Source organism: Pantoea deleyi (genome assembly GCF_022647325.1).
Lineage (GTDB): Bacteria > Pseudomonadota > Gammaproteobacteria > Enterobacterales > Enterobacteriaceae > Pantoea > Pantoea deleyi.
On the sequence record NZ_CP071405.1, the window covers coordinates 3,513,719 to 3,538,846 of the forward strand.

23 protein-coding genes are annotated in these 25,128 nt (G+C 56.9%); 13 read left to right on the plus strand and 10 right to left on the minus strand.

Going from position 1 to position 25,128, the window contains the following annotated elements; translation table 11 throughout:
- Window positions 1-5: 5 nt before the first annotated feature.
- Genes mlaD through J1C59_RS16520 form a run of 4 tightly spaced genes read right to left on the minus strand, consistent with a single transcriptional unit; the run spans window position 6 to window position 2,387 of the window.
- Window positions 6-551 carry an outer membrane lipid asymmetry maintenance protein MlaD gene (gene mlaD, locus J1C59_RS16505; protein WP_128083990.1) on the minus strand — a complete coding sequence of 182 codons (546 nt, stop codon included), beginning with the start codon at window positions 549-551 and terminating at the stop codon, window positions 6-8.
- Window positions 552-555: 4 nt separating this feature from the next.
- Window positions 556-1,338 carry a lipid asymmetry maintenance ABC transporter permease subunit MlaE gene (gene mlaE, locus J1C59_RS16510; RefSeq protein ID WP_128083989.1) on the minus strand — a complete coding sequence of 261 codons (783 nt, stop codon included), beginning with the start codon at window positions 1,336-1,338 and terminating at the stop codon, window positions 556-558.
- Between the two features lie 4 nt (window positions 1,339-1,342).
- Entirely contained in the window at window positions 1,343-2,158 is an 816-nt protein-coding gene (mlaF, locus tag J1C59_RS16515; protein WP_128083988.1) for a phospholipid ABC transporter ATP-binding protein MlaF, read from the minus strand.
- Window positions 2,130-2,387: a hypothetical protein gene (locus J1C59_RS16520; protein ID WP_139805861.1), complete on the minus strand. Its 258-nt coding sequence runs from the start codon at window positions 2,385-2,387 to the stop codon at window positions 2,130-2,132. Before J1C59_RS16520 ends, mlaF begins: the two co-directional genes overlap by 29 nt.
- On the opposite strand from J1C59_RS16520, the gene J1C59_RS16525 reads away from it, so the two are divergent.
- The 11 genes from J1C59_RS16525 to npr all read left to right on the plus strand — a co-directional run bounded on the left by J1C59_RS16525 (window position 2,386) and on the right by npr (window position 10,368).
- A complete protein-coding gene (locus tag J1C59_RS16525) occupies window positions 2,386-3,366 on the plus strand; it encodes a calcium/sodium antiporter (RefSeq protein WP_128083987.1) in 981 nt (326 codons plus the stop codon). The two genes, J1C59_RS16520 and J1C59_RS16525, sit on opposite strands and share 2 nt — an antisense overlap.
- Before the next feature lie 16 nt (window positions 3,367-3,382).
- Window positions 3,383-4,366 (plus strand): arabinose-5-phosphate isomerase KdsD, encoded by a 984-nt coding sequence (gene kdsD / locus J1C59_RS16530; RefSeq protein ID WP_140916837.1) that lies wholly within the window; start codon window positions 3,383-3,385, stop codon window positions 4,364-4,366.
- A 13-nt stretch (window positions 4,367-4,379) separates the two neighbouring features.
- Complete coding sequence (kdsC, locus tag J1C59_RS16535) at window positions 4,380-4,946, plus strand: 3-deoxy-manno-octulosonate-8-phosphatase KdsC (RefSeq protein WP_128083986.1); 567 nt, start codon at window positions 4,380-4,382, stop codon at window positions 4,944-4,946.
- Complete coding sequence (lptC, locus tag J1C59_RS16540; protein WP_128083985.1) at window positions 4,943-5,515, plus strand: LPS export ABC transporter periplasmic protein LptC; 573 nt, start codon at window positions 4,943-4,945, stop codon at window positions 5,513-5,515. The genes kdsC and lptC overlap by 4 nt, the downstream gene beginning before the upstream one ends.
- A complete protein-coding gene (gene lptA, locus J1C59_RS16545; RefSeq protein WP_111139601.1) occupies window positions 5,490-6,041 on the plus strand; it encodes a lipopolysaccharide ABC transporter substrate-binding protein LptA in 552 nt (183 codons plus the stop codon). The genes lptC and lptA overlap by 26 nt, the downstream gene beginning before the upstream one ends.
- A gap of 5 nt (window positions 6,042-6,046) precedes the next feature.
- Window positions 6,047-6,772, plus strand: coding sequence for an LPS export ABC transporter ATP-binding protein (gene lptB / locus J1C59_RS16550; protein WP_009092467.1), 726 nt, complete (start codon window positions 6,047-6,049; stop codon window positions 6,770-6,772).
- Window positions 6,773-6,820: 48 nt separating this feature from the next.
- Window positions 6,821-8,254, plus strand: a complete 1,434-nt coding sequence (gene rpoN / locus J1C59_RS16555) for an RNA polymerase factor sigma-54 (RefSeq protein ID WP_128083983.1) — start codon at window positions 6,821-6,823, stop codon at window positions 8,252-8,254.
- A gap of 21 nt (window positions 8,255-8,275) precedes the next feature.
- Complete coding sequence (gene hpf / locus J1C59_RS16560; RefSeq protein WP_128083982.1) at window positions 8,276-8,563, plus strand: ribosome hibernation promoting factor; 288 nt, start codon at window positions 8,276-8,278, stop codon at window positions 8,561-8,563.
- A gap of 154 nt (window positions 8,564-8,717) precedes the next feature.
- A complete protein-coding gene (gene ptsN / locus J1C59_RS16565; RefSeq protein ID WP_008925405.1) occupies window positions 8,718-9,197 on the plus strand; it encodes a PTS IIA-like nitrogen regulatory protein PtsN in 480 nt (159 codons plus the stop codon).
- A gap of 47 nt (window positions 9,198-9,244) precedes the next feature.
- Window positions 9,245-10,099: an RNase adapter RapZ gene (rapZ, locus tag J1C59_RS16570; protein WP_003851114.1), complete on the plus strand. Its 855-nt coding sequence runs from the start codon at window positions 9,245-9,247 to the stop codon at window positions 10,097-10,099.
- The gene (gene npr, locus J1C59_RS16575) at window positions 10,096-10,368 is read left to right on the plus strand and encodes a PTS phosphocarrier protein NPr (protein WP_128083981.1); all 273 of its coding nucleotides are present in this window, start codon (window positions 10,096-10,098) and stop codon (window positions 10,366-10,368) included. The genes rapZ and npr overlap by 4 nt, the downstream gene beginning before the upstream one ends.
- Before the next feature lie 3 nt (window positions 10,369-10,371).
- On the opposite strand, the gene mtgA is transcribed toward npr, so the two are convergent.
- Together mtgA and arcB are read right to left on the minus strand one after the other, a co-directional pair.
- Window positions 10,372-11,091 (minus strand): monofunctional biosynthetic peptidoglycan transglycosylase, encoded by a 720-nt coding sequence (gene mtgA / locus J1C59_RS16580; RefSeq protein WP_128083980.1) that lies wholly within the window; start codon window positions 11,089-11,091, stop codon window positions 10,372-10,374.
- An 887-nt stretch (window positions 11,092-11,978) separates the two neighbouring features.
- The gene (arcB, locus tag J1C59_RS16585; protein WP_128083979.1) at window positions 11,979-14,312 is read right to left on the minus strand and encodes an aerobic respiration two-component sensor histidine kinase ArcB; all 2,334 of its coding nucleotides are present in this window, start codon (window positions 14,310-14,312) and stop codon (window positions 11,979-11,981) included.
- Between the two features lie 890 nt (window positions 14,313-15,202).
- Here arcB and J1C59_RS16590 point away from each other — a divergent pair.
- Together J1C59_RS16590 and J1C59_RS16595 are read left to right on the plus strand one after the other, a co-directional pair.
- Window positions 15,203-20,734, plus strand: coding sequence for a glutamate synthase-related protein (locus J1C59_RS16590; RefSeq protein ID WP_128083978.1), 5,532 nt, complete (start codon window positions 15,203-15,205; stop codon window positions 20,732-20,734).
- A 184-nt stretch (window positions 20,735-20,918) separates the two neighbouring features.
- The gene (locus tag J1C59_RS16595; RefSeq protein WP_128083977.1) at window positions 20,919-22,676 is read left to right on the plus strand and encodes a sulfite reductase subunit alpha; all 1,758 of its coding nucleotides are present in this window, start codon (window positions 20,919-20,921) and stop codon (window positions 22,674-22,676) included.
- A 110-nt stretch (window positions 22,677-22,786) separates the two neighbouring features.
- Here J1C59_RS16595 and sspB read toward each other — a convergent pair whose 3' ends face one another.
- The 4 genes from sspB to rplM all read right to left on the minus strand — a co-directional run bounded on the left by sspB (window position 22,787) and on the right by rplM (window position 25,085).
- Complete coding sequence (gene sspB / locus J1C59_RS16600; RefSeq protein WP_128083976.1) at window positions 22,787-23,272, minus strand: ClpXP protease specificity-enhancing factor; 486 nt, start codon at window positions 23,270-23,272, stop codon at window positions 22,787-22,789.
- Between the two features lie 3 nt (window positions 23,273-23,275).
- A complete protein-coding gene (gene sspA, locus J1C59_RS16605) occupies window positions 23,276-23,917 on the minus strand; it encodes a stringent starvation protein SspA (protein ID WP_009092481.1) in 642 nt (213 codons plus the stop codon).
- Window positions 23,918-24,248: 331 nt separating this feature from the next.
- Entirely contained in the window at window positions 24,249-24,641 is a 393-nt protein-coding gene (gene rpsI, locus J1C59_RS16610) for a 30S ribosomal protein S9 (RefSeq protein ID WP_008925401.1), read from the minus strand.
- Between the two features lie 15 nt (window positions 24,642-24,656).
- On the minus strand, window positions 24,657-25,085 hold the full coding sequence (gene rplM, locus J1C59_RS16615; protein WP_111142167.1) for a 50S ribosomal protein L13: 429 nt from the start codon (window positions 25,083-25,085) through the stop codon (window positions 24,657-24,659).
- Window positions 25,086-25,128 lie beyond the last annotated feature (43 nt).

Here is a 25,128-nt window from a genome sequence, read left to right on the forward strand (position 1 = left end):
CTTCTTTAAGGTTGAGCCGGTGCCGCAGGCGCAGCACTGCTGCCTTCCTGCGCATCCTTGTTGTCGCTGTTTTGCTTGTTATCGCCGCTCTTATAAAGGAACTGGCCGATCAAATCTTCAAGCACCATGGCTGATTTCGTATCGCGCAGCGTATCGCCATCTTTCAGCATCGCCGAGCCCAGCTCAGGATCGTCAAATCCTAAGTTGAGCGACAGGAACTGCTCACCCAGCAGGCCCTGGGTGCGGATCGCCAGCGAGCTGGTATCGGAAATTTTATCGGCATACTGATCGCTGATGTCCATGGTCACCCGTGGCAGCAGCGTTTTTGGCTCCAGTTCGATGTCCGTCACCCGGCCAATCACGACGCCGCCGATTTTCACCGGCGAACTCACTTTCAGGCCGCCGATGTTGTCGAAGGTCGCGTAGAGTTTCCACGTCGGCTCGGTGCCCATCGACTTCAGATCGGCGACGCGCAGACAGAGAAACAGTGCGGCGATCAACGCCATGATCATAAAAATGCCAACCCAGATTTCGCTTTTTTTGCTTTGCATTGCATCAATTCCCAAACATCAGTGCTGTCAGCACAAAATCCAACCCGAGCACCGCCAGTGAAGCATGTACTACGGTACGCGTCGTCGCGCGACTGATCCCTTCAGAAGTGGGAATCGCGTCATAGCCATTAAAGAGGGCAATCCAGGTCACCGTGACGGCAAATACGGCGCTTTTGATAATGCAGTTAACCACGTCAGTCCGGAAATCGACCGCGTTCTGCATGGCTGACCAGAAGAAGCCCGGATCAATGCCCTTCCAGCTCACGCCCACCAGCGCGCCCCCCGCGATACCGACGGCGGTAAAGATCAGAGCCAGCAGCGGCATGCTGATAAATCCCGCCCAGAAGCGTGGCGAGACGACGCGGCGCAGCGGATCCACCGCCATCATCTCCATGCTGGAGAGCTGCTCGGTCGCTTTCATCAGGCCGATTTCGGCCGTCAGCGCCGATCCCGCCCGTCCGGCAAACAGCAGCGCGGTTACCACCGGCCCCAGCTCGCGCAGCAGCGACAGCGCCACCAGCATCCCCAGACTGGTTTCGGCCCCGTAGGTGGTCAGCACCAGGTACCCCTGCAGGCCGAGCACCATGCCAATAAACAGGCCCGAGACCACAATAATCAGTAACGACAACACGCCTACGCTATAGAGCTGCTTAACCAGTAGCGGCGCATGTTTACGGAACGCCGGTTTGCCGACCAGCGCGTGAAACAGCATTAAGCCTGCGCGTCCAAAACTGGCGCACGTTTCAATTCCCTGACGACCAAACGACGCCAGCGCCTTCAAGACCATCTGTTTAATTACTCCCTGAGCCGGTTAACTCTGCGAGATAGTCGCCGGCAGGAAAACGGAAGGGAACCGGACCATCCGCATCGCCATCGATAAACTGGCGAACTCGCGGGTCGTTATTCTCACGCAGTGCGGGCGTGGTGCCCTGTGCGATAATTTTTTGTCCGGCCACGATATAGGCGTAGTCCGCGATACTCAGTACTTCCGGTACGTCGTGCGAGACCACAATGCAGGTCAGGCCCAGCGCATGGTTCAGTTCATCGATAAGCTTAACCAGCACGCCCATGGTGATGGGATCCTGACCGACGAAAGGCTCGTCGAACATGATCAGTTCCGGCTCAAGCGCGATAGCACGCGCCAGTGCCACACGACGCGCCATGCCGCCCGACAGCTCAGCCGGTTTCAGCTGCGCGGCGCCACGCAGGCCCACCGCCTCCAGCTTCATCAGCACGGTGCTGTGCAGCAGCGGCGCAGGGAGCTGCGTATGCTCACGCAGAGGCCAGGCCACATTTTCATAGACCGTCAGGTCCGTGAACAGCGCGCCGGACTGGAACAGCATGCTCATTTTCTTGCGCGCTTCATACAATTTAGCGCGGGATAATGACGGAATGTTTTCGCCACGAAACAGGATTTCACCCTGGGTCGGCTGAAGCTGCCCCCCAATCAAGCGTAGCAGAGTGGTTTTTCCTATCCCCGATGGCCCCATAATCGCCGTCACTTTGCCTTTTGGCACGGTCAGCGAAATGTCATCGAAGATTGTGCGATCTCCGCGCGAAAAACTCACGCCACGAACCTCAACCAGATTCGTTTGCTGCTGGATCATTGTCACCTCTTGTCAGGATCGGGCGTAAACATGGGGTACGATGGTAGCCTGTTCGGTCATGATTCACGATAGCTTTACAGAAACTTACCGCTAAGATTTGCCGAAAATGGTCATTAAATTTACTTTTGCCGTTCAGACGGTCAAAATCAGCGCCTGTCTCGCCAAACAGAACCGTAAACCGGTCGGGAAAGGCATTGCCGGCCCGGGTTTTAATGCAAGGATTTTTCATGTTCGTAGCTTCTGCACTGCTGATTATCGGTTTGCTTTTACTGGCTTATGGTGCCGATCGTCTGGTGTTTAGCGCCTCTATATTGTGTCGTTCATTTGGCATTCCGCCACTGATTATCGGCATGACCGTCGTCAGCATCGGCACCTCGCTGCCAGAGATGATCCTCTCCTTTTCAGCGGCGCAGCATGGCCAGATGGATCTGGCAGTGGGCACCGCGCTGGGCTCGAACATTACCAACATTCTACTGATTTTGGGTGCCGCTGCGCTAATACATCCGCTCAGCGTTCACTCCAATCTGATTCGCCGTGAGCTGCCGTTGATGTTACTGGTCACCCTGCTCAGCGGTTTCATGCTGTTTGACAATCAGCTTAGCCGACTTGATGGAATTGGCCTGATCGCGATTGCCGCTATTTATCTGATGGTGGTGATTCGCATCGCGCGTAAAGCGGAGCAGGACAACAACGACACCCTGACGCGCGAGCAGCTGGCTGAACTGCCACGCGAAGAGAGCGGCAACACGGTGGCCTTTCTGTGGCTGGCGGTGGCGCTGATTATTCTGCCGATGTCGACGCGGATGGTGATCGACAACGCCACGGCCTTTGCCGACTACTTTGGCGTCAGCGAACTGGTGATGGGCCTGACCCTGATCGCCGTGGGCACCAGCCTGCCCGAGCTGGCCACGGTGCTTGCTGGCGCGCTGAAAGGCGAAGATGATATTGCGATCGGCAACCTGATCGGTGCCAACATTTATAATATTGCCATCGTGCTGGGACTGCCGGCACTGATTCATCCGGGCAGCGTCGATTATCATGCCTTTGCCCGCGATTACTGGGTGATGCTGGGCGTCAGCGCACTGTTTGCCCTGCTCTGCCTGCTTCGTCGCCGACGGGTAGGCCGGACGGCGGGCCTGATTTTATTCTGTGGTTTCTTCGTCTGGGTGACGCTGCTGTGGATACAGCCGGCATTCATGAACGGTTAACAAGGACAGACTCACTATGTCATATCAGCAACCAACGGCCTTTGATTTTCAGCAAGCGGGCAAGACCGTGCTCCGCATCGAGCGTGAAGGACTGGAACAGCTCGATCAATATATCAATGACGATTTCGCCCGCGCCTGCGCCCTGATCTACGGCTGCCAGGGTAAAGTGGTGGTGATGGGCATGGGGAAGTCTGGCCATATCGGTAAAAAAATGGCGGCGACCTTCGCCAGCACCGGCACGCCCGCCTTCTTCGTTCATCCGGCGGAAGCCAGCCATGGCGACCTGGGCATGGTGAGCAGAAATGATGTGGTGATCGCCATCTCCAACAGCGGAGAGTCGAATGAGATCCTTGCCCTGATCCCGGTGTTAAAGCGTCAGCACATCGCACTGATCTGCATAACCGGGCGGCCCGAAAGCGCGATGGGCCGGGTGGCGGATGTGCATCTCTGCGTGCACGTCCCCCAGGAAGCCTGCCCGCTGGGCCTAGCCCCGACCACCAGCACCACGGCGACCCTGGTGATGGGCGATGCGCTGGCGGTGTCGCTGCTGGAAGCGCGCGGATTCACGGCAGAAGATTTTGCCCTCTCCCACCCCGGTGGCGCGCTGGGCCGCAAGCTGCTGCTGCATGTGGCGGATATTATGCACAGCGGCGATGAACTGCCGCACGTCACCCGCGACGCCTCTCTGCGTGATGCGCTGCTGGAGATCACCCGCAAGAATCTGGGCCTGACGGTGATCGTCGACGGCCTGATGAAAATTGAGGGGATCTTTACCGATGGTGACCTGCGCCGCATCTTTGATATGGGCATCGATTTTCAGCGTGCCACCATTGGTGAAGTGATGACGCCTGGCGGCATTCGCGTCCGGCCGAACATGCTGGCGGTTGAAGCGCTGAATCTGATGCAGACAAAAAACATTACCTCGATTCTGGTGGCCGATGACGACCATCTGCTCGGCGTGGTACATATGCATGACATGCTGCGCGCTGGCGTAGTCTGAACAGGAAGAGAAAATGCAACAGGCAACCTCCCCGATTGATACCTGCTACGGCCCGGTCAGCGCCGAGGTGATGGCGCGCGCCAGCCAGATCCGTCTGCTGATCTGCGACGTCGATGGCGTGATGTCCGACGGCGTGATCTACATGGGGAACAATGGCGAAGAGTTAAAGGCATTCAACGTGCGGGATGGCTACGGCGTCCGCTGCCTGCTGACCTCTGATGTGGAAGTGGCTATTATTACCGGCCGCAATGCCCGACTGATGGAAGATCGCTGCAAAACGCTCGGCATCCGCCATCTTTATCAGGGACAATCGGATAAGCTTTTGGCCTATCGTGAACTTCTGGATAAACTGTCTCTTTCCGACGACCAGGTCGCCTACATCGGTGACGATCTGATCGACTGGCCGGTAATGGCGAAAGCAGGATTAAGCGTGGCGGTGGCGGATGCACATCCGATTCTGCTGCCGCGCGCGCACTATGTTACGCGGATCGCCGGCGGACGCGGCGCGGTACGTGAAGTGTGTGATCTGATCTTAATGGCGCAGAACAAATTTGAGGATGCCAAAGGGCAATCAGTATGAGTAAAAGCAGGCGTTGGATAACGCTGATTCTGACCTTGATTGCACTGGTTTTGATCGGCTGGAATCTTACTAACCAGGATGACGATGGCACGCCGGTCGGCAATAGCACGCAGTCACCGACCTATACCAGTGCCGATTCACACACTGTGGTTTATAACCCGCAGGGCGCGCTGTCCTATAAACTGACCTCGGACAAAGTGACCTATTTCTCGGACGACGAGCTGAGCTGGTTCGACAATCCGGTAATGACCACCTTTGATGAGAACAAAATCCCGACCTGGTCGCTACGGGCAGATAAAGCAAAGCTCACCAAAGATCGTATGCTTTATCTTTATGGCCATGTTGAGCTGAATACCCTGACGCAGGATTCTCAGCTTGAACGCATTAAAACCGATAATGCGCAGATCAATCTTGTCACTCAGGACGTTACCTCTGATGATCAGGTGACATTGTATGGCCGCAGCTTTAACTCCACTGGCATGAAAATGCGCGGCAATTTACGGACGAAAAACGCCGAGTTAATCGAGAAGGTCAAAACCTCTTATGAAATTCAAAATGAACAAAAATAGCCTGAAGCTCCTGCTGGCCTCGGTACTGCTGGCAACCAGCGTTCCCGCGCTGGCCCTGACCGGTGACTCGGACAAGCCCGTAAACATTGACTCGCAGAATCAGGCGCTGGACCTGCAGGGCAACGTCGCGACCTTTACCGGCAATGTCATCGTGACCCAGGGCTCCATTAAAATCACGGCCGATAAAGTCGTGGTGACCCGTCCGGGTGGCGACAGCAAGAAGACCATCGTCGACGCCTACGGCAACCCCGCGACCTTCTATCAGATGCAGGACAGCGGCAAGCCAGTGCAGGGTCACGCCGCCAAACTGCACTACGAACTGGCTAATGACTTCGTTGAACTGACCGGCAATGCGTTCATTGAGCAGCAGGACAGCAACATCAAAGGCGATCGTATTACCTACCTGGTGAAAGAGCAGAAAATGCAGGCTTACAGCCAGGGCCAGAACAAGCGCGTCACCACCGTCCTGGTGCCGTCGCAACTTCAGGATAAAGGTTCGTCCACCAGCGGAAAGAAGAGTAACTGATAGCTATGGCCACATTAATCGCAGAAAACCTGGCGAAGGCCTATAAAGGCCGTCGCGTGGTAGAAGATGTCAGTCTGCAGGTAAAGTCCGGCGAGATTGTCGGCCTGCTGGGCCCGAACGGTGCCGGTAAGACCACCACCTTTTACATGGTGGTGGGGATCGTGCCCCGCGACGCGGGTCGTATTGTCATCGATGATGAAGATATCAGCATCCTGCCACTGCACGCCCGCGCACGTCGCGGCATCGGCTATCTGCCGCAGGAAGCCTCTATTTTCCGTCGCCTGAGCGTCTACGATAACCTGATGGCCGTCCTGCAGATCCGCGACGATCTGACGGAAGAGCAGCGTCAGGATCGCGCCCGCGAACTGATGGAAGAGTTCCACATCGAACACCTGCGCGACAGCATGGGCCAGGCGCTGTCGGGCGGTGAACGCCGTCGTGTTGAGATCGCGCGTGCGCTGGCGGCCAACCCGAAGTTTATCCTGCTGGATGAGCCCTTTGCTGGTGTTGACCCGATCTCCGTTATCGACATCAAAAAGATCATCGAGCATCTGCGTGACAGCGGCCTGGGCGTGCTGATCACCGACCACAACGTGCGTGAAACCTTAGCGGTCTGTGAGCGGGCTTACATCGTCAGCCAGGGCCACCTGATTGCGCACGGAACCCCGAACGAAATCCTCGCCGATGAGCAGGTGAAGCGGGTTTATTTGGGTGAAGAGTTCAGACTCTGATAAGGTGTCGTTAATACTGATGTTTACCTGGGAACTACCATCCTGTCTATGAAGCAAGGTTTACAACTCAGGTTCAGCCAACAGCTGGCAATGACGCCACAACTGCAGCAGGCCATTCGTCTGCTGCAGCTCTCTACGCTTGAACTCCAGCAGGAGTTACAGCTTGCACTGGAAAGCAATCCGCTGCTTGAGCAGACCGAACTGCACGAAGAGATCGACGCCCGGGAATCGTCCGAGGCCGAGGCGCTGGACACCCGCGAAGCCCTTGAGCAGAAAGAGATGCCCGATGAACTGCCGCTGGATGCCACCTGGGATGAGATCTACACGGCTGGCACGCCGTCAGGCACCGGCACCGACTATCAGGATGATGAGTTACCGGTCTATCAGGGCGAGACCACCCAGTCCCTGCAGGATTATCTGATGTGGCAGGTCGGGCTGACGCCGTTCAGTGACACCGATCGCGCGATTGCGACCTCTATCGTCGACGCTATCGATGACACCGGGTATCTTACCGTTTCGCTTGAAGAGATCCTGGACAGCATCGGCAACGACGAGCTGGAAGTGGATGAAGTGGAAGCGGTGCTGAAACGCATCCAGCGCTTCGACCCGATCGGCGTCGGCGCGCGCGACCTGCGTGACTGTCTGCTGGTGCAGCTTTCGCAGTATGCGCCCGAAACGCCGATGCTGGCAGAGGCGCGCCTGATCGTCGGCGAACATCTTGACCTGCTGGCGAATCACGATTTTCGCAGCCTGATGCGGGTGACGCGCCTGAAGGAAGAGGTGCTGAAAGAGGCGATGCTGCTGATTCAGTCGCTGGATCCGCGTCCGGGCCAGTCGATTAACACCGGCGAACCGGAGTATGTCATTCCCGACGTGCTGGTGCGCAAGGTCGGCAGCCGCTGGACGGTTGAACTGAACGCCGACAGCGTGCCGCGCCTGAAGATCAACCAGCACTATGCCGCGATGGGTGGCGCCACGCGCAACGAAAGCGACAGCCAGTTCATCCGCAGTAATCTGCAGGAAGCGCGCTGGCTGATCAAGAGCCTGGAGAGCCGCAACGATACGCTGCTGAAGGTGACGCGCTGTATCGTTGAACAGCAGCAGGCGTTTTTCGAGCAGGGTGAAGAGTTTATGCGTCCGATGGTGCTGGCCGATATCGCCCAGGCCGTTGAGATGCACGAGTCGACCATTTCCCGTGTGACGACGCAGAAGTATCTGCACAGCCCGCGGGGGATCTTCGAACTGAAGTACTTTTTCTCCAGTCACGTCAATACCGAAGGTGGCGGTGAAGCCTCTTCGACGGCGATCCGGGCGCTGGTGAAAAAATTAATTTCGGCGGAAAATCCAGCCAAACCCTTGAGCGACAGTAAACTGACCTCCATGTTATCTGATCAGGGGATTATGGTGGCACGGCGAACCGTCGCCAAATATCGTGAGTCTTTGTCCATCCCGCCATCGAACCAGCGTAAACAGCTGGTTTGACAGAAATGAGAAGGAAGACCTATGCAGCTGAACCTGACCGGGCAACACGTTGAAATCACCGAACCTCTGCGTGAATTCGTCAACGGTAAATTTGCCAAACTGGAACACTATTTCGAACATATCAATCAGGTCTATATTGTCCTGAAAGTTGAGAAAGTCACTCAGGTGGCGGACGCAACGCTTCACGTGAACGGTGGCGAGCTGCACGCCACATCGGAAGCGGAAGATATGTATGCGGCCATTGACGGGCTGATCGACAAGCTCGCCCGTCAGCTGACCAAACACAAAGATAAACTGAAAAAACACTAACCTTCACGCCAGCTACGCGCGCCTGCCGCGCAGAGCCGACAGGATGGGGCGGATAATCCGCCCCGTTTTGTCATCTGAGCAGAGGCGCCGTTTGTCTCCCGCGTCTGGACGCGCTGGCGGTGAATGGCCTGGTGAACTCGCAAGTGAAACGATAATGAACAACGATCTTACACTGGAATTGAGCACGGTGCTTTCGCCTGACTGCACCCGCAGCGGCGTACACTGCCAGAGCAAAAAACGTGCGCTGGAAATCATCAGCGAACTGGCCGCAAAGCAGCTCAACCTGCCGCACCAGACGCTTTTTGAAGCGATCCTGACCCGTGAACGCATGGGCAGTACCGGTATCGGCAACGGTATCGCCATTCCTCACGGCAAGCTGGAAGAGGATACGCTGCGTGCGGTCGGGGTCTTTATCAGCCTCGAACAGCCGATTGCGTTCGATGCCGTCGATAACCAGCCGGTCGATCTGCTGTTTGCCTTACTGGTGCCGGCTGACCAGTGCAAAACGCACCTGCACACCCTTTCACTGGTGGCAAAACGTCTGGCAGATAAAACGGTCTGCCGCCGTCTGCGCGCGGCGCAGAGTGATGAAGAGCTCTACGCCATTATTACGGAAATCCAGACAGAGCAGTAACGCGTCTTTACCGGCCGGGTGCCGGTTTTAAAACGGGAGAGAAGGTCATGGTGCTGATGATCGTTAGCGGTCGTTCAGGCTCGGGGAAGTCAGTGGCGCTCCGTGCGCTGGAAGATATGGGATTCTACTGCGTCGACAACCTGCCGGTCGTGCTGCTGCCTGAGTTAGCGAACTCGCTGGCTGAGCGCAATATTTCGGCGGCGGTCAGTATCGATGTCCGGAACATGCCTGAATCCCCTGAAATTTTCGAAACCGCGCTGAATAATCTGCCCGACTCCTTTTCACCGCAGCTGCTTTTTCTCGACGCCGATCGCAATACCCTGATTCGGCGTTACAGCGATACGCGCCGTCTGCACCCGCTTTCCAGCAAGAACCTGTCGCTGGAGAGCGCGATTGACGAAGAGAGCGATCTGCTGGAGCCGCTGCGCTCCCGCGCCGACCTGATCATCGACACCTCCGAGATGTCGGTGCATGAGCTGGCCGAGATGCTGCGTACCCGCCTGCTGGGCAAGCGCGAACGCGAGCTGACCATGGTGTTTGAATCCTTCGGCTTCAAGCATGGCATCCCCATTGATGCAGACTATGTGTTTGACGTACGCTTTCTGCCCAATCCACACTGGGATCCCAAGCTGCGACCGATGACCGGCCTCGATCGTCCGGTAGCCGCCTTCCTCGATCGCCACACCGAAGTACACAATTTTATCTACCAGACGCGCAGCTATTTAGAACTCTGGCTGCCGATGCTGGAAACCAACAACCGTAGCTATCTTACCGTGGCGATTGGCTGTACCGGCGGTAAACATCGCTCCGTCTATATTGCCGAGCAGCTGGCCGATTACTTCCGTTCACGCGGTAAGAATGTACAGTCACGCCATCGCACGCTGGAAAAGCGCAAATCATGACCGTCAGACAAACTGTAGAAATCAGGAATAAGCTGGGTATGCACGCCCGTCCGGCAATGAAGCTCTTTGAGCTGGTGCAGAGCTTTGACGCCGACGTGCTGCTGCGTAACGAGGCGGGCACCGAAGCCGAAGCCAGCAGCGTGATTGCGCTGCTGATGCTCGACTCGGCCAAAGGCGGGCATATTGAGATCGAAGCCAGCGGCCCGGAAGAAGTCCCGGCGCTGGCGGCGGTCATCGAACTGTTCGAAGCGGGCTTCGATGAAGATTAAGGCTTAGTCGAGCTGATTACGCTGTAAAAAGCCCTCGCCGCCCAGCTGACGCATCTGACGCAGGATCCACTGCTGCCGCTCTCTGACATAGCCGGAGGGCGCCGCCGCACGGTAGCGAATTGGGTTAGGCAGCACCGCCGCCAGCAGCGCCGCGTCTGCCGCCGTCAGCCGGCTGGCTGGCTTGTGGAAGTAGCGCTGCGATGCCGCCTCGACGCCAAAGATCCCCGGCCCGAACTCGGCAATGTTGAGATAGACGGTCAGAATGCGCCGTTTCGTCCAGACCGTTTCCAGCCCCACCGTCAGACCCGCTTCCAGCCCTTTCCGCAACCAGCTACGCCCATCCCACAGAAAGAGATTCTTCGCCGTCTGCTGTGACAGCGTGGAGGCGCCACGCATCTGGCTCTCCTTCCTGTCCAGCACCGACTCAATCGCCGCCACATCAAACCCCCAGTGGGTGGGAAACTTCTGGTCTTCCGAGGCGATGACGGCCAGCCCCATCCAGGGTGAGATCGCATCATGCCCGACCCAGTCTGAATGGGCGACATAACTAAAATCACCGCGCAGCCAGGCCCCGATCTGCCGTTCCGCCATCACCGCGGAGAACGGAACCGGCAGGAAGGCAAAGAGTAAAATTCCCGCCAGCCAGAGGCCCAGCCAGACCAGTACAATACGGCCCACGATCCGTCTGACACGCTGTCCGATGCTTCCTTTATGCTTGTTCATGCAATCTTCCCATACCTGTTTCAGACGTTAATCAATCACACATGTAATCACTGCCCCGTTAACGGGCTTTTTACGAATTTTGCTGGAATTCAGCCGGCCGTTTCCAGACTTTATTCAATCATTTTGCATCAACATGCTGCAACAGTTCGAAATAGTTCAAGGACTTCCGGCAAAAAGGAATCGGTTCCATTCCTCACGGCCTCGCGTTTGCTTTCCAGATAAACACTTAATAATGGATAATAAGCGCCGGTTAAAATGATTCACTCTGCTTAACTTTCATTTTTTTCTGATCCTTTTACGGTCTATATATTAATCAGAATTATCGTTATAACGTTTAAATAAACAGCGCTTAACGGCGACAGTCGTCTTTGCGCTGGTCCTGTTTTCGCTCAGTAATTGTCCTTAAGTCATCCGGATAAAAAGAGAAAGCATCAGATTCTTTTTTACCATTCCGGATGGTTTTGAATTATTCGTGTCATTTCGGGGCGCTTACTTGCAATATCAGCGCCTTAGCGCTGCCGGTGATGCCGGTGTTAACGGTGACGTCACCGATAGCCTCTGCGGCGCGCTTCGCCTTCACAGGCGCGTTAAAACTACCCGAAAAAGGGCAAAAATGGCTATTTTTTCAGCAATGCAGCACGTAAATTGATTCCTTACTTGACTGTGTTGCCAAATTAATGTTTTCTGTATTTAAACGCTGCTCAATATCACAATTTTTAATGAATCTTGTCGCATGTGAAGAGGGATTTGCTAAGGTGATGACAGTGTTAACCAATACCCTGCGGCTGCATTAATTATTCAGATCATAGCGGCCGCAATGATTTCCCTGGTGTTGGCGCAGTATTCGCGCACCCCGGCCTCGGCTGGGGTCATTTTTTTCTGGCGTATCAGCGTTCCTGTCCTGCCACCCAGTCGCGCAATACCTGCACATCGTGTCGCCACTCGTGCTTCAGCTCATCAATCCACTCCGTCACGTTGTCCCACCACGCCGGCAGCTCCGGACTCTGAATCTGTTTCGCCAGCATCTGTAACCGCTGCAGTCCCACTGAACCCGCCGCGCCTTTGATTTTGTGGCCCTCTTCGGCGATCCCTTTCTGATCCCGCGCCATCAGGTTGGATTCCAGCACGGCCAGGTAATCCGGCATCATTTTTTCGAACATCGTCAGGCTCTGGGTGATCAGGCCCGGTCCAACCAGCTCGATATACTGTTCAAGCATCGCGACATCCAGCAGCATCAGAGTTTTATCATCGCGCCCGGCAGAGGTCTCCTCTTCCGGTTCAGACTGATAATCCCAGTACTTTTTGATCATCGCCGTCAGTGCCGGAACCGCCAGAGGCTTGCTGAGCACATCATCCATGCCCGCGTCGAAATACTCTTTTTTGTCTTTGAGGACGTTGGCGGTGAGCGCCACCAGCGGTGGGAGATGGGTGCCCTGATACTGCTGGCGAATAGCGCGTGAGACATCCAGCCCGGTCATATCCGGCAGCTGAATGTCCAGCAGCACCAGATCAAACTCCAGCGGGTCAAACATCGCCAGCGCCGCCTGGCCGGTCATGGCGACCTCGACGCTGCAGCCCAGCTTCTCCAGGACCGAACGCGCCACGATGACGTTCAGCTCAATATCCTCAACCAGCAGGACGTGCAGGGCCGGTAGCGGCAGGCTGTCCTCCACGCCTTCGTTTTCCACCTCTTCCGCAATGCGCGGCGCGTGGATCTCGACGGTAAAGCAGGAGCCCTGCCCTGGCGCGCTGTGAACACGAATATCGCCGCCCATCGCCTGCGCCAGACGGCGGGACACCGCCAGTCCGATGCCGGTGCCGGTCGCCGGTTTACCGCCGTGCTGATCTTTGACCTGATAGTACATCGCAAAGATCTTATCCTGCTCATCCTGCGGGATCCCCATACCGGAATCCTGCACCTCGAAGCGCAGGGTCTCATCCTGCTCGTAGGCCACCCGCACCAGGATCTCCCCCTGCTGGGTGAACTTCACCGCGTTGCCAATCAGGTTCCACAGAATCTGACGCAGGCGTGTGCCGTCAGTGGCGATCATGTGCGGCAGGGGCAGCTGCGGCGCGAGCACAAACTTCAGCCCTTTAGGCTGCGCCAGCAGACCGGAGAGATTTTCTAAATCGGCGAGGAAGCCGGTGAAATCGAGCGGCTGGTTATCCAGCTGCACTTTACGGCGTTCAATCTTGTCCACCTCAATCACATCGTTGAAGATGTTGCCCAGCGTGATGGCCGAGACATGGATGGTTTTCAGGTATTTGAGCTGCTCCTGATTCAGATCGGTGTCCAGCAGAATCCGGCTCAGGCCGACAATGCCATTAAGCGGCGTACGAAGCTCGTGGCTGATCGTTGAGATAAAGGTGGTCTTTTCCCGGCTGGCGTTCTCTAACGCGTCCTGATAGCGCTTACGCTCGGTTATATCGCGGCCAAAGCCCATCAGCCCGCTGCGCTTACCGACGCGGTCGTAATAGGGCACTTTACGGATCTCAAAACAGGCTTTGCGGCCGTCGGGATATTGCAGCCACTGTTCATAGGTCAGCGAGACGTTATGGCGGAACACCTTCTCATCCGTCTCCAGCACCTTGGTCGCCGCTTCATCATCGTAGATGTCACGCGGCGTCAGGCCAATCAGCTGTTTTTCGCTTTTGCCGGTCAGCAGCTCCATCGCCCGGTTACAGCCGGAGAACTGTTTGTCGATGTTGCGATAGAACACCAGGTCCGGCGAGGCATCCAGGAAGGAGCGCAGGAAAGAGGATTGCTGTTCCAGCTCGATCTGCGCCTGTTCGCGACGCGTCACCTCTTCACGCAGCTTGTCCATCACCTGTTCACGCGCCAGCTCCGCTTTTTTACGGTCGCTGATCTCCTGATTCAGCTGCGTGATGGTCTCTTTCATCTGCTGGTTAAGTTCCAGATCGCGGGTACGCATCTCCTCCAGCTTATCCACCAGCCGGGCCAGCCGCTGCCGCGACTCCTCCAGCTGATCGACCACCACCGACAGGAAATAGACCGCCCAGGGCGTGATCAGCAGCCCGAAAAAGACCGAACGTACCACGTCGATACTCTCAACATGGCCCCGCAGTACCATCGTGACCGCCATCTGGACGATCATCGCCAGCACCACCAGCGCCGACGCCAGCAGCAGCGAGAACCGCACCAGTCCCAGCTTGACCATCAAATCAACGTAGTACTGCGCCAACAGACGAATTTGCTTCATACCCACTCCCTGAAAGAGAAACCGCCTCACTATAACGCAGATAGCCCGGTGACGTCGCAGCCCGTCACGCGAAGATCCGGACGCAGATGCGCCATTATGGTGCATCCGCGCGGCCGTTCGGCGACGTTAAGGACAAAACGGTTAAAACCCTTGACTGATTGTGCCAAATGCATAATCTGTAAGGCCGCCAGCGAATCTCAGATTTCTCTGTACGGCCTTTTTTCAATATCCTGGCAACGTTCTGTTGCGCAGGTCCATCCCGTTTATATGAATACTCATTCATCTTTAGTGATGTTTTAAGCATACCTATGCTGATTAATTTTTCTTATAACCCGTCGTGGTTTCATTCAAAAAGGCGGACATAAGAAAAACAGATACATGCTATGTATCATCTGTGCTGAACAGCATTTAATGCTGTTTATCCCACTCTCACCAGCATTGTGCAGAGATCTGACGCCTGCCCTACAGTGAGTCAGTTCACATTTCTCGGCCGATCGCCGGGTGCCAGAGTGGCACATTTTAAACCATAAAACGCATAATATTCATCAACTTAAACCCATAAAACCTCTGATTAGCCCGCCTGACCGCCCTATTTGACCTGATTACGCTTTCCCGATAAGTTGGAAATCCGCTGAAAGCTTTCCAGACGGGTCATTGTCTCGGCATATCTATGCAACAAGAAGACTCCCGCGTGGTTTAAGTCATCTCCTTTACGAGACCGGAAATCAGAGCAGCTCAATAAAAGACGTTTTACCGATGTCTGGAGAGAAATGCTCAGGGCTATGACGCGTGCTCGACAGATCATGGCGAGAAAAGTAAAGCTGCGCCCTGGTAGCGCTCAGACCCTGAAACAGTGCAGGTAATGTCAAAGCAGTTTAAGGAGACCCTCAATGTCCACTAAAAAACCTCAATCCTATGGCTTGTATGATCCGACAGCAGGCAGTGACAGCTGTGGTGTAGGTTTCATTACGCGTAAGGACGGCGAGCAGACCCACGAGATTCTGCAGATGGCGCACAGCGCCCTGTGTACGGTGCCCCACCGCGGCGGGATGTCAGCAGAAGGCGTGGGTGACGGCGCGGGGGTCAACGTCGACCTGTCGCTGCATTTCTTCCGCAAGATTACCGGCGAGCCGCTGGAAGCGGGTCGCTTTGGCGTCGGCAACTTCTTTGTGCCGAAAGATGCAGAGCTGCGGGCAAACGCCGAGCGCCTGGTGGATGAGACACTGAGCAGCTTTGGCCTGCCGATCATCATGAAGCGTGATATGCCGCTGGACAGCAGCGTAACGCGCCCGGCCGCCGTGCAGTTCCAGTTACCGATTCTGCAGTGGATTTTCACTGCCCCGCAGGACGTGGTCGATCAGAACGACTTCGAACAACGCATCTATCGCGCCCTGTTAACGATTGAAGCCCGTGCGTTTACCGACAGCGAATTTGGCGGACTCTATCCGCTGTCGCTCTCCTCGCGTACGCAGGTGTTTAAGGCCCGCCTGAACTCCAATGAAGTGATCCCCTACTTCAAAGATCTGACCGATCCCGATCATCAGGTGCGTGGGCTGTTTTTCCATACCCGCTTCTCAACCAACACCGATCCTCATACCACGATGGCGCAGCCGTTCCGTCTGATGGCGCACAACGGTGAGCTGAACACGGATCGTAAAAACCGCATCGCGGAAGCCGCGCTGGCGCTGGCCCGTGGCAAGAAAATCGTGCGGCCGAAAGGTCAGTCCGACAGCTCACGGCTGGATCAGAGCATCCACAGCCGCCTGATGGAGGACAACCTCGACCTGATCACCGCCGTGGTCTCCATGATGCCGCCCGCCTGGGAGAACGACACCGAGCTGTCGCCCGAAGTCCGCGCCATGCTGGAGTATTTCTCCCTGTACGAAGAGAAGAACGACGGCCCTGCCGCGTTAATCTTCGGCAACGGCGAAGTGATCGGTGCGCGTCTCGACCGCCTTGGCCTGCGTCCTCTGCGTTCCGTCGAAACCGCGGACTATATCGGTGCGATGTCGGAAGCGGGCCAGATCGCCTTCCCACCGGAAAGCGTGCTGCGCCGTGGCCGTATCGAAGCGGGTGGGATGCTCTATTTCGATCATCGTGAAAAACGCAGCTACACCACGCTGCAGGCGCTGGAAAAACTGGCTGCGGAAAAAGATTATCTGGCGCTGCTGCGTGAAGCCCGCGTCGGACTGGATGACCTGCCCGAGATCCCGGCGGAGCAGCAGGGTTCACCGCTGCGCTATCGTGGCGATCTGAAAACCTATCAGCGTTTTGTTGCCTACTACTACAACCAGGAAAGCTTCAAGTTCATGATGGACCCGATGCTGAACACCGGCGCAGAGAAGATCTCTGCGATGGGTTACGGCAACGCCATCAACGGCTTATCCGATCACGAAGGCGGCATGGCGCACTACTTCTCTCAGCGCTTTGCACAGGTAACTAACCCGCCGCTCGACTCCATCCGTGAAGCAGATGGCATGACGCTGCGGGTCGCGCTGGGCGCAAAACCGCATCTGGGTCGCAGCAAAGGCCGTCAGATCGTGGTGCCTACCCCGATCCTCAGCCATCTGGATATGCTGCGCTTACGCGAGCAGACCATTGCGCCTTATGCCCGTTTTGAGATGCTTTATGAGCCGGTGGTCGGCAAAGATCTGCTGAGCATGACGGCGAACGCCAACGCGCTGGAAAAAGCGATCGACGACCTGGCACAGCAGGTGGTGGATTTTGCCCGATCTCAGGGCGGCATCGCCGTACTGACCGATCGCCACATCTCCTCGAAGCACGCCGCGATCCCGATGCTGCTGGTGGTTTCTGCCATCAACCAGCGTCTGGTGCAGGAAGGGCTGCGTCTGGATGTCTCGCTGGTAGTAGAAAGCGGCCAGAGCATCTCCTCGCACCACATCGCCGCGACCCTGGGCTTCGGTGCCTCTGCAATCTATCCGCTGGGCGTTCAGATGCGCGCAGAGGAGAAATATGGTGAAGGCGAAGAGGGCAACAAAGCCTTTAAGCGCTATGCCAAAGCCGCCGAAAAAGCGCTGATGAAAACCATGGGCAAAGTGGGTCTCTGCACCGTGGAGAGCTACAGCTGTGGTGAATTCTTCGAGCCTAACTTCCTCAACACCGACGATCCGGTGCTGAAAAAGTATTTCCCGAACATTAAAACGCCGGTGGGCGGCGCAGGCTTCGCCACCATCGCCCAGATGGCGGTTGACTGGCATCAGAGCGCGCTCAGGATTGAGGGTGAATCTGACGTGCCGCTGCTGGGCCTGTTTAAAGAGCGCGCAGAGGGGGCCGGTCACTCTTACGGCACCATCGCCGTGCGGACCTTTATCGACATGACCGAAGAGCCGATTCGCTTTGCCGACAAAGCCCGCGAAGAGGATAACTTCATCCGTCTGATGACGCTGGCCCGGCTCGATAACGCCTTTGGCATCAAGCCAGAGACGTTTAAAGACAGCAGCTTCGAGCGCATTCCGGATGAGGTCATCAATAATTTTGCCATTACGGCCGATTACCGTCAGTTCTCAAGCCTGATGTATGAAGAGCGTAAACGTCGCCCGGCGGCGCTGCGCGACATTCTGACCTTCCCGGCGGATCTGACCCATATCGACAGCGAAGCAGAGTTCCGCCGCAAGCTGGGCCGCTACTCCCTGACCAACAACGGCTTTGCCATTCGTGGCATGGTGTGCGAGGCGGAAGATGGCAGCCTGAACCACTTTATGCTGCGTCTGACCGATGCCATTGAGGGGCTGAAACCTGAAAGCGAACGCCTGCAGAATCTCTCCCGCGCCCTGAAATCGCGCTTCGGCGACGACATCGAGAGCAGCGAGGTGGTCAGCGGCGGTCTGAAGGTCACCGCGTATGGCAAAGCGGCAGATTACCTGTCCCGTATTTTCACCACCCTGCCCTCACTGCCGCTGAGCGAAGTACAGCCAGCCTGTGAAATTACCCGCACCTTTGCTTCCGGGGCCATGAGCCACGGCGCGCTGGTCGCACCGGCGCATGAAGCGGTGGCACACGGCACCAACATGGTTGGTGGCATGAGTAACTGTGGTGAAGGTGGCGAACACTATTCGCGTCACGGCACCATCCGCGCCTCACGCATCAAGCAGCTGGCGTCGGGCCGCTTCGGCGTCTGGGCCGCTTATCTGGCCGATCCGATGCTGGAAGAGCTGGAGATTAAAATCGGCCAGGGCGCGAAGCCCGGCGAAGGTGGTCAGTTGCCGGCCGCCAAAGTCACCGTCGAGATTGCGGCGGCGCGTGGCGGTACACCTGGGGTCGAGCTGGTCTCGCCTCCGCCGCATCACGATACCTATTCCATCGAAGATCTGGCGCAGCTGATCCACGACTGCAAAGCCGCGCGGGTACGCGTGATCGTTAAGCTGGTTTCGTCGGAAGGGATCGGCACCATCGCGGTCGGCGTGGCGAAAGCGGGCGCTGACGTGATTAACGTCGCGGGTAACACCGGCGGCACCGGCGCAGCGTCGGTGACCAGCCTGAAATATACCGGACGTGTGGCGGAGATCGGCATCGCCGAGGTCCACCAGGCGCTCTGTGCAAACGGCCTGCGCGAGAAAGTGCTGCTGCGCTGCTCGGGCGCGCAACAGACCGGCAGCGACGTGGTGAAATCGGCGCTGCTGGGCGGTGACAGTTTTGAATTTGGTACCACCGCGCTGATGATGCTGAAATGCGTGATGGCGAAGAACTGCAACGTGAAGTGTCCGGCCGGGTTAACCACCAATGCCGAAGCCTTTGATGGCGATCCACGTCAGCTGGCGCAATATTTCCTCAACGTGGCGCACGAGGTGCGTGAGATCCTGGCGCGTATGGGCCTGCGCTCTCTGCGTGAAGCACGCGGCCGCGCCGACCTGCTGCACCTGATGGATCACCCGCTGGAAGTGGGCAAACTCGATTTACGCGCCATGCTCACCGTGGTGCCGGAGCTGAAAATCGACAAGCCTGTCTATCTGGAAAAAGATTTTGAGCTGGATGATGGCTGGGTTGAGCAGCTGAAGCTGTCGCTGGTGGATCAGGGGAATCCTGCTGTCACCCTGGGTGACAACATCGTCCTGAATAACCGTAACAAAAGCGTTGGCGGCCAGCTGGCGATCGATATCGAACGCATGCTGAACCATCAGCTGACGGCGGAGCAGTTACGGGCGATGCCTGCCGTTCTGACCGACGATCGCGGTCGCCGCTATCTGGCTCCTGAAAGCGTGAAAATCGCCACCACCGGATCCGCCGGTCAGTCATTTGGCGCTTTCTGCAACGACGGTATGCAGCTGACCCATTACGGCACCTGTAACGACGGTGTCGGCAAAGGCCAGTGTGGCGGTGAGCTTATCGTGATGTCGCCTGGCGGCGGCGCGCAGGATAGCGATGGCAACGTGCTGATCGGTAACTTTGCGCTGTTCGGCGCCACCGGCGGGCGTCTGTTCGTCCAGGGCCAGGCGGGTGACCGTTTCGCGGTGCGTAACTCTGGCGCGACGGCGGTGGTGGAAGGCGTCGGTGACTTCTGCTGCGAATATATGACCAACGGTGCCATCCTCAACCTGGGAACCTTTGGTAAAGGCTTTGGTAACGGCATGAGCGGTGGCTTCGCCTACCAGTACGATCCCTACGGCACGCTGGCCAGCCATGCAGCCGGGGATTCCGTGCAGTTCGGCTCGATTGCCGATCAGGACGAGATGGCGCAGGTGCATAAGCAGGCGGTGCTGACCATGCTGAACTGGCATCTGGCCGCTACCCGGTCGCCACGCGCCGCCTGGCTGCTGGAAAACTGGGAAACCGAGTGTCACCACTTTGTGTATGTGATGCCGCGTTCGCTGCTGCTCTACCAGGATGGCGGCGAGATCCTGAAAGCCAAAAGCCGCAAAGATCTGCTCGAAGAGCTGTCGACGGCGCTGGCGGGTCATCAGGTTGCGAAGTTCAAGGCAGCATGGCGTCAGGGTAAAACCATCGCTAACGGCGCCGTTCCGGCCTATGGCGCGACCGATACGCTGGAGATGTTCGTCCTGCTGAATAACTACACCGTGCTGAGCTTTGCCCAGCAGCTGGCCCTGGCGAAACTGCCGAAAGGCACACCGGTCGAAGATCCGGCGGTCGAAAAAGCCGTGCGTAATCTGCTGATGACCGAAGACTTTGCGCTGGTCAGCAAGCTGCAGCGTCATGCCCGTTCCGCCATCGAAAGCTACAACGATGATGAACTGGCCAGCCTGATTGGCACCAAGCGTATGTCAGATTACAAAGCCGCCCTGACGCAGCGTAACATCCGCTCCATGGACAGCCTGGCGACCTATGGCTGGATCATGTATCAGGATGCCTGTAACCGGGAAGTGCTGGGCCACCTGCCTGACTTTGAAGAGCTGTTTGCACGTGCGGCACTGCCGGAAATCGCAGCGGCAGTGGGTAAACTCTCCTGACCCTGACCGGGATCAGGCGGAACTGAATATTATTAATGATCATTGCCCGGGTTAATCGTTGTACCGGACAGAAGCAGAACCGCTCTCCCCTGCCGCAGACGCTGCGGCGCGGGACAGCGGAACCGCTTTCACACCGGACAACGCCACTGATGACGGGCGAGAACGGGATTGAGTAAAAGTACCCATGAAAATTCCTTATATTCCAGAAGATGCCCCTTTCAACGGCGATCAGAAGTACTGGCTGGCTGGCTTTCTTGCCGGTCTTCACTCCCGACTGCTGGTGTTAGAAGACAAACAGCAACCTGCCGCCGGAACGGGCGCTGCCGCCACCACGCAGCTGCATATCCTTTACGGTTCCCAGACCGGTAACGCCGAAGCGCTGGCGCAGACCGCAGCGAAATCTGCCCGCGCGAAAGGTCTGGTGCCGGTGGTTCAGGCGCTGGGCGATGTCGATCTCGACGTGTTCGCCACGATGCGCCATGTGCTGATCGTCACCTCGACCTATGGCGAAGGCGAAATGCCGGACAACGCGCAGCTGTTCTGGGATGCGATCTCGGCCAGTACCGCGCCGCGTCTGGAGCAGATGCACTTCGCCGTACTGGCGATTGGTGACACCGGCTACGACGGCTTCTGCCAGGCGGGTAAATTTATCGATATGCGCCTGGAGCAGCTGGGCGCGAAACGCGTGGTCGATCGTATCGACTGCGACATCGACTACGAAGAGCCTTCCAGCGAGTGGCTGAACAGCTCCATGCCACAGTTCGCCGCCAGCGCGGGCAGCAGCGGCACCGTGCTGGAAAGCGCGCCGGAAGCGCCGGTGATCCCGGGCAGCAACAAATCGAATCCGTATGCCGCGGCGCTGATCACCAATAAGCGCCTGTCAGGTGAGCAGTCGGCCAAGGATATCCGTCATTTCGAGTTTGACCTCGCTGGCAGCGGCCTGAAATATGAAGCGGGCGATGCGCTGGGTGTCATCCCGGTCAACGAGCCGTCGCTGGTCAGCCTGCTGCTGACGCAGCTTAACGCTGACTACCAGACGCCGGTGCCGGGCTTTGACCGCAGCCTGGGTGACCTGCTGACCTATCAGTTCGAGATCTCCGAGCCGTCGCGCAAGTTAATCGAATGGGTCGGTCAGAACACCACCAACCAGGAGCTGCGTCATGTGTTGCAGCATGATGATAAAGATGCGCTGGGCGTCTGGCTGTGGGGCAAAGATACCCTCGATCTGCTGCAGCTTGAGCTGACACGCACGCTGGCGGTGCCTGAGTTTGTGGCCCTGCTGCGTCCGCTGCAGCACCGCGCCTACTCGATCTCCTCCAGCTCGAAAGCGCATCCTGATCAGGTTCACCTGACCGTGGCTTCCGTGCGTTATCACAGCGGTGGCCGTAATCGCGGTGGCGTCTGCTCGACCTATCTGGCCGAGCGCGTGCGTCGCGGCGAGAAGCCCGCCATCTTTATCTCACCTAACAAAGCGTTCCGCGTACCGGCTAACAACAGCGCGCCGCTGATCATGGTGGGACCGGGCACCGGCATCGCGCCCTTCCGCGCCTTCCTGCAGGAGCGCCAGGCCACCGGCGCACAGGGCAAAAACTGGCTGTTCTTCGGCGATCAGCATCAGGAACATGACTTTATCTATCAGGATGAGTTACTGGCCTGGCGCGACAGCGGTCTGCTGACCCGCCTGGATCTGGCGTTCTCACGCGATCAGGAGAAGAAGATCTACGTGCAGAGCCGGATGCTTGAGCAGGGTGCCGAGCTTTACGCCTGGCTGCAGGAAGGGGCTTACTTCTACGTCTGTGGCGATGCCTCACGCATGGCGAAGGATGTGGATAACGCGCTGTATGAAGTGGTCCGGCAGTTTGGCGGGCTCTCTACCGAGCGCGCAGCGGACTATGTCGACCAACTGAAAAAAGAAAAACGCTACCTGCGCGACGTCTATTGATCGCGGCGGTCAGCTGAGAAAATCCGGCTTGCGCAGGCAGCCGGATTTTTTTATGGCTCGCAGGCAAAAAAATACCCGCCGGTCAGCGGGTATTCACGATGGGAAGATGACTATTTCACGACGCGCAGTGAAGGGCGTCCACCACGCGGCGGCGGATCGTTATCAGGCGGTGTCTCATCATCACCGGCATCGTCAGGACGATCGCCATCAATCACGGACATCATGGTCTCTTCCTGCCCTTCTGACGTCTCCTGCGTACCCAGCTCGTAAGCCGGTTCCGGTTCGAACATCGTTCCGGCGCCGTTTTCACGCGCATAGATAGCCAGAATCGCCGCCATCGGCACATTCACCTGGCGCGGTACGCCGCCGAAGCGGGCGTTAAATGACACCTGGTCGTTGGCCAGATCGAGGTTGCCTACGGCGCGTGGCGCGATGTTCAGAACGATCTGCCCATCACGCGCATACTCCAGCGGCACCTGCACACCCGGCAGATTGATGTCGACTACCAGATGCGGCGTCAGCTGGTTGTCGAGCAGCCAGTCATAGAAGGCGCGCAGCAGATAGGGACGACGTGCAGTAAGTTGCGACATTTCCATACGTTAAGCCCGGGCTTGCAGGCGCATTTCACGTTCAGCTTCAGTCAATGAAGCGAGGAAAGAGTCACGCTCAAATACGCGGTTCATGTAACCTTTCAGCTCTTTTGAACCAGAGCCGATCAGATCGATGCCCATAGAAGGCAGACGCCATAACAGCGGAGCCAGGTAGCAATCCACCAGGCTGAACTCTTCGCTCATGAAGTAAGGCGTACGACCAAACAGAGGGGCGATGGCCAGCAGCTCTTCACGCAGTTGCTTGCGTGCAGCTTCCGCTTCCTGACCGCTGCTGTTCTCAACTTTACGCATCAGGCTGTACCAGTCCTGCTCGATGCGGTGCATCATCAGGCGGCTGTCACCACGGGCAACCGGGTAAACCGGCATCAGCGGTGGATGCGGGAAGCGCTCGTCCAGATATTCCATGATGATGCGTGATTCATACAGCGTCAGCTCACGATCTACCAGCGTCGGTACCGTGCGATACGGATTGAGGTCAATCAGATCCTGCGGCAGGTTATCCATTTCGACCTGCTCGATCTCTACGCTGACACCCTTTTCCGCCAGGACGATACGAACCTGATGGCTGAAAATGTCAGTAGGACCAGAAAACAGCGTCATTACCGAACGTTTGTTGGCAGCGACAGCCATGAAAACCTCCAAGTTTGTTCACAAAAAGATACTGCGAATAGCCAACCACACGGCGACTCACTTGCCCATTGAACTCGCACGCAACCTGGTGAGCTGCGCCACAGATACTGACGCCCCGACAGTGGGCAGGCGCATAACGCACCGGCCTGCGGGCGCAAAGTGACACAGAGTTTACCAGATTTTAGGCTGCTTGTGGGCGTGGAATGAATCTTTGCAGGTAAATTGAGCGTGGGGTTACGGTTTTTGCCGGGACTGCGGCAGAGAACAGAAAATAAAAAACCCGCCGAAGCGGGTTTTTTGTGCCAACTGATGCAGCCGGAGCTGCAAACAATTAACGCTTGGAGAACTGAGGACGACGACGTGCTTTACGCAGGCCGACTTTCTTACGTTCAACCTGACGCGCGTCACGCGTTACGAAGCCAGCTTTACGCAGCTCGCCACGCAGTGATTCGTCGTATTCCATCAGAGCGCGGGTGATACCGTGACGGATCGCACCAGCCTGACCAGAAATACCGCCACCTTTAACAGTGACATACAGATCGAATTTACCAACCAGGTCCAGCAGCTCAAGCGGCTGACGAACTACCATGCGGGCAGTTTCGCGACCGAAGTACTGTTCCAGAGAACGTTGGTTAATTACGATGTTACCGCTACCCGGCTTAATGAATACGCGAGCGGTAGAGCTTTTGCGGCGACCAGTGCCGTAGTTTTGAGTTTCAGCCATTGCCTTTAATCCCGATTAAATGTCAAGAACTTGCGGTTGCTGTGCCGCATGGTTGTGCTCGTTGCCTGCGTAAACTTTCAGTTTACGGTACATAGCACGACCCAGCGGGCCCTTCGGCAGCATGCCTTTAACCGCGATCTCAATCACACGCTCAGGACGGCGAGCAATCATCTCTTCAAAGGTCGCCTGTTTGATACCACCGATGTGGCCGGTGTGGTGATAGTAGATCTTGTCAGTACGCTTGTTGCCGGTAACAGCAACTTTGTCTGCGTTCAGGACGATGATGTAATCACCGGTATCAACATGCGGAGTGTATTCCGCTTTATGCTTACCACGCAGACGGCGCGCCAGTTCAGTCGCCAGGCGACCCAAAGTTTTGCCTGTTGCGTCAACTACAAACCAGTCACGTTGGACGGTTTCTGGTTTAGCTGTAAAAGTTTTCATCGAAAAGCTTACCCAAATTAAGTTACACGTTGGTGAAATCCCA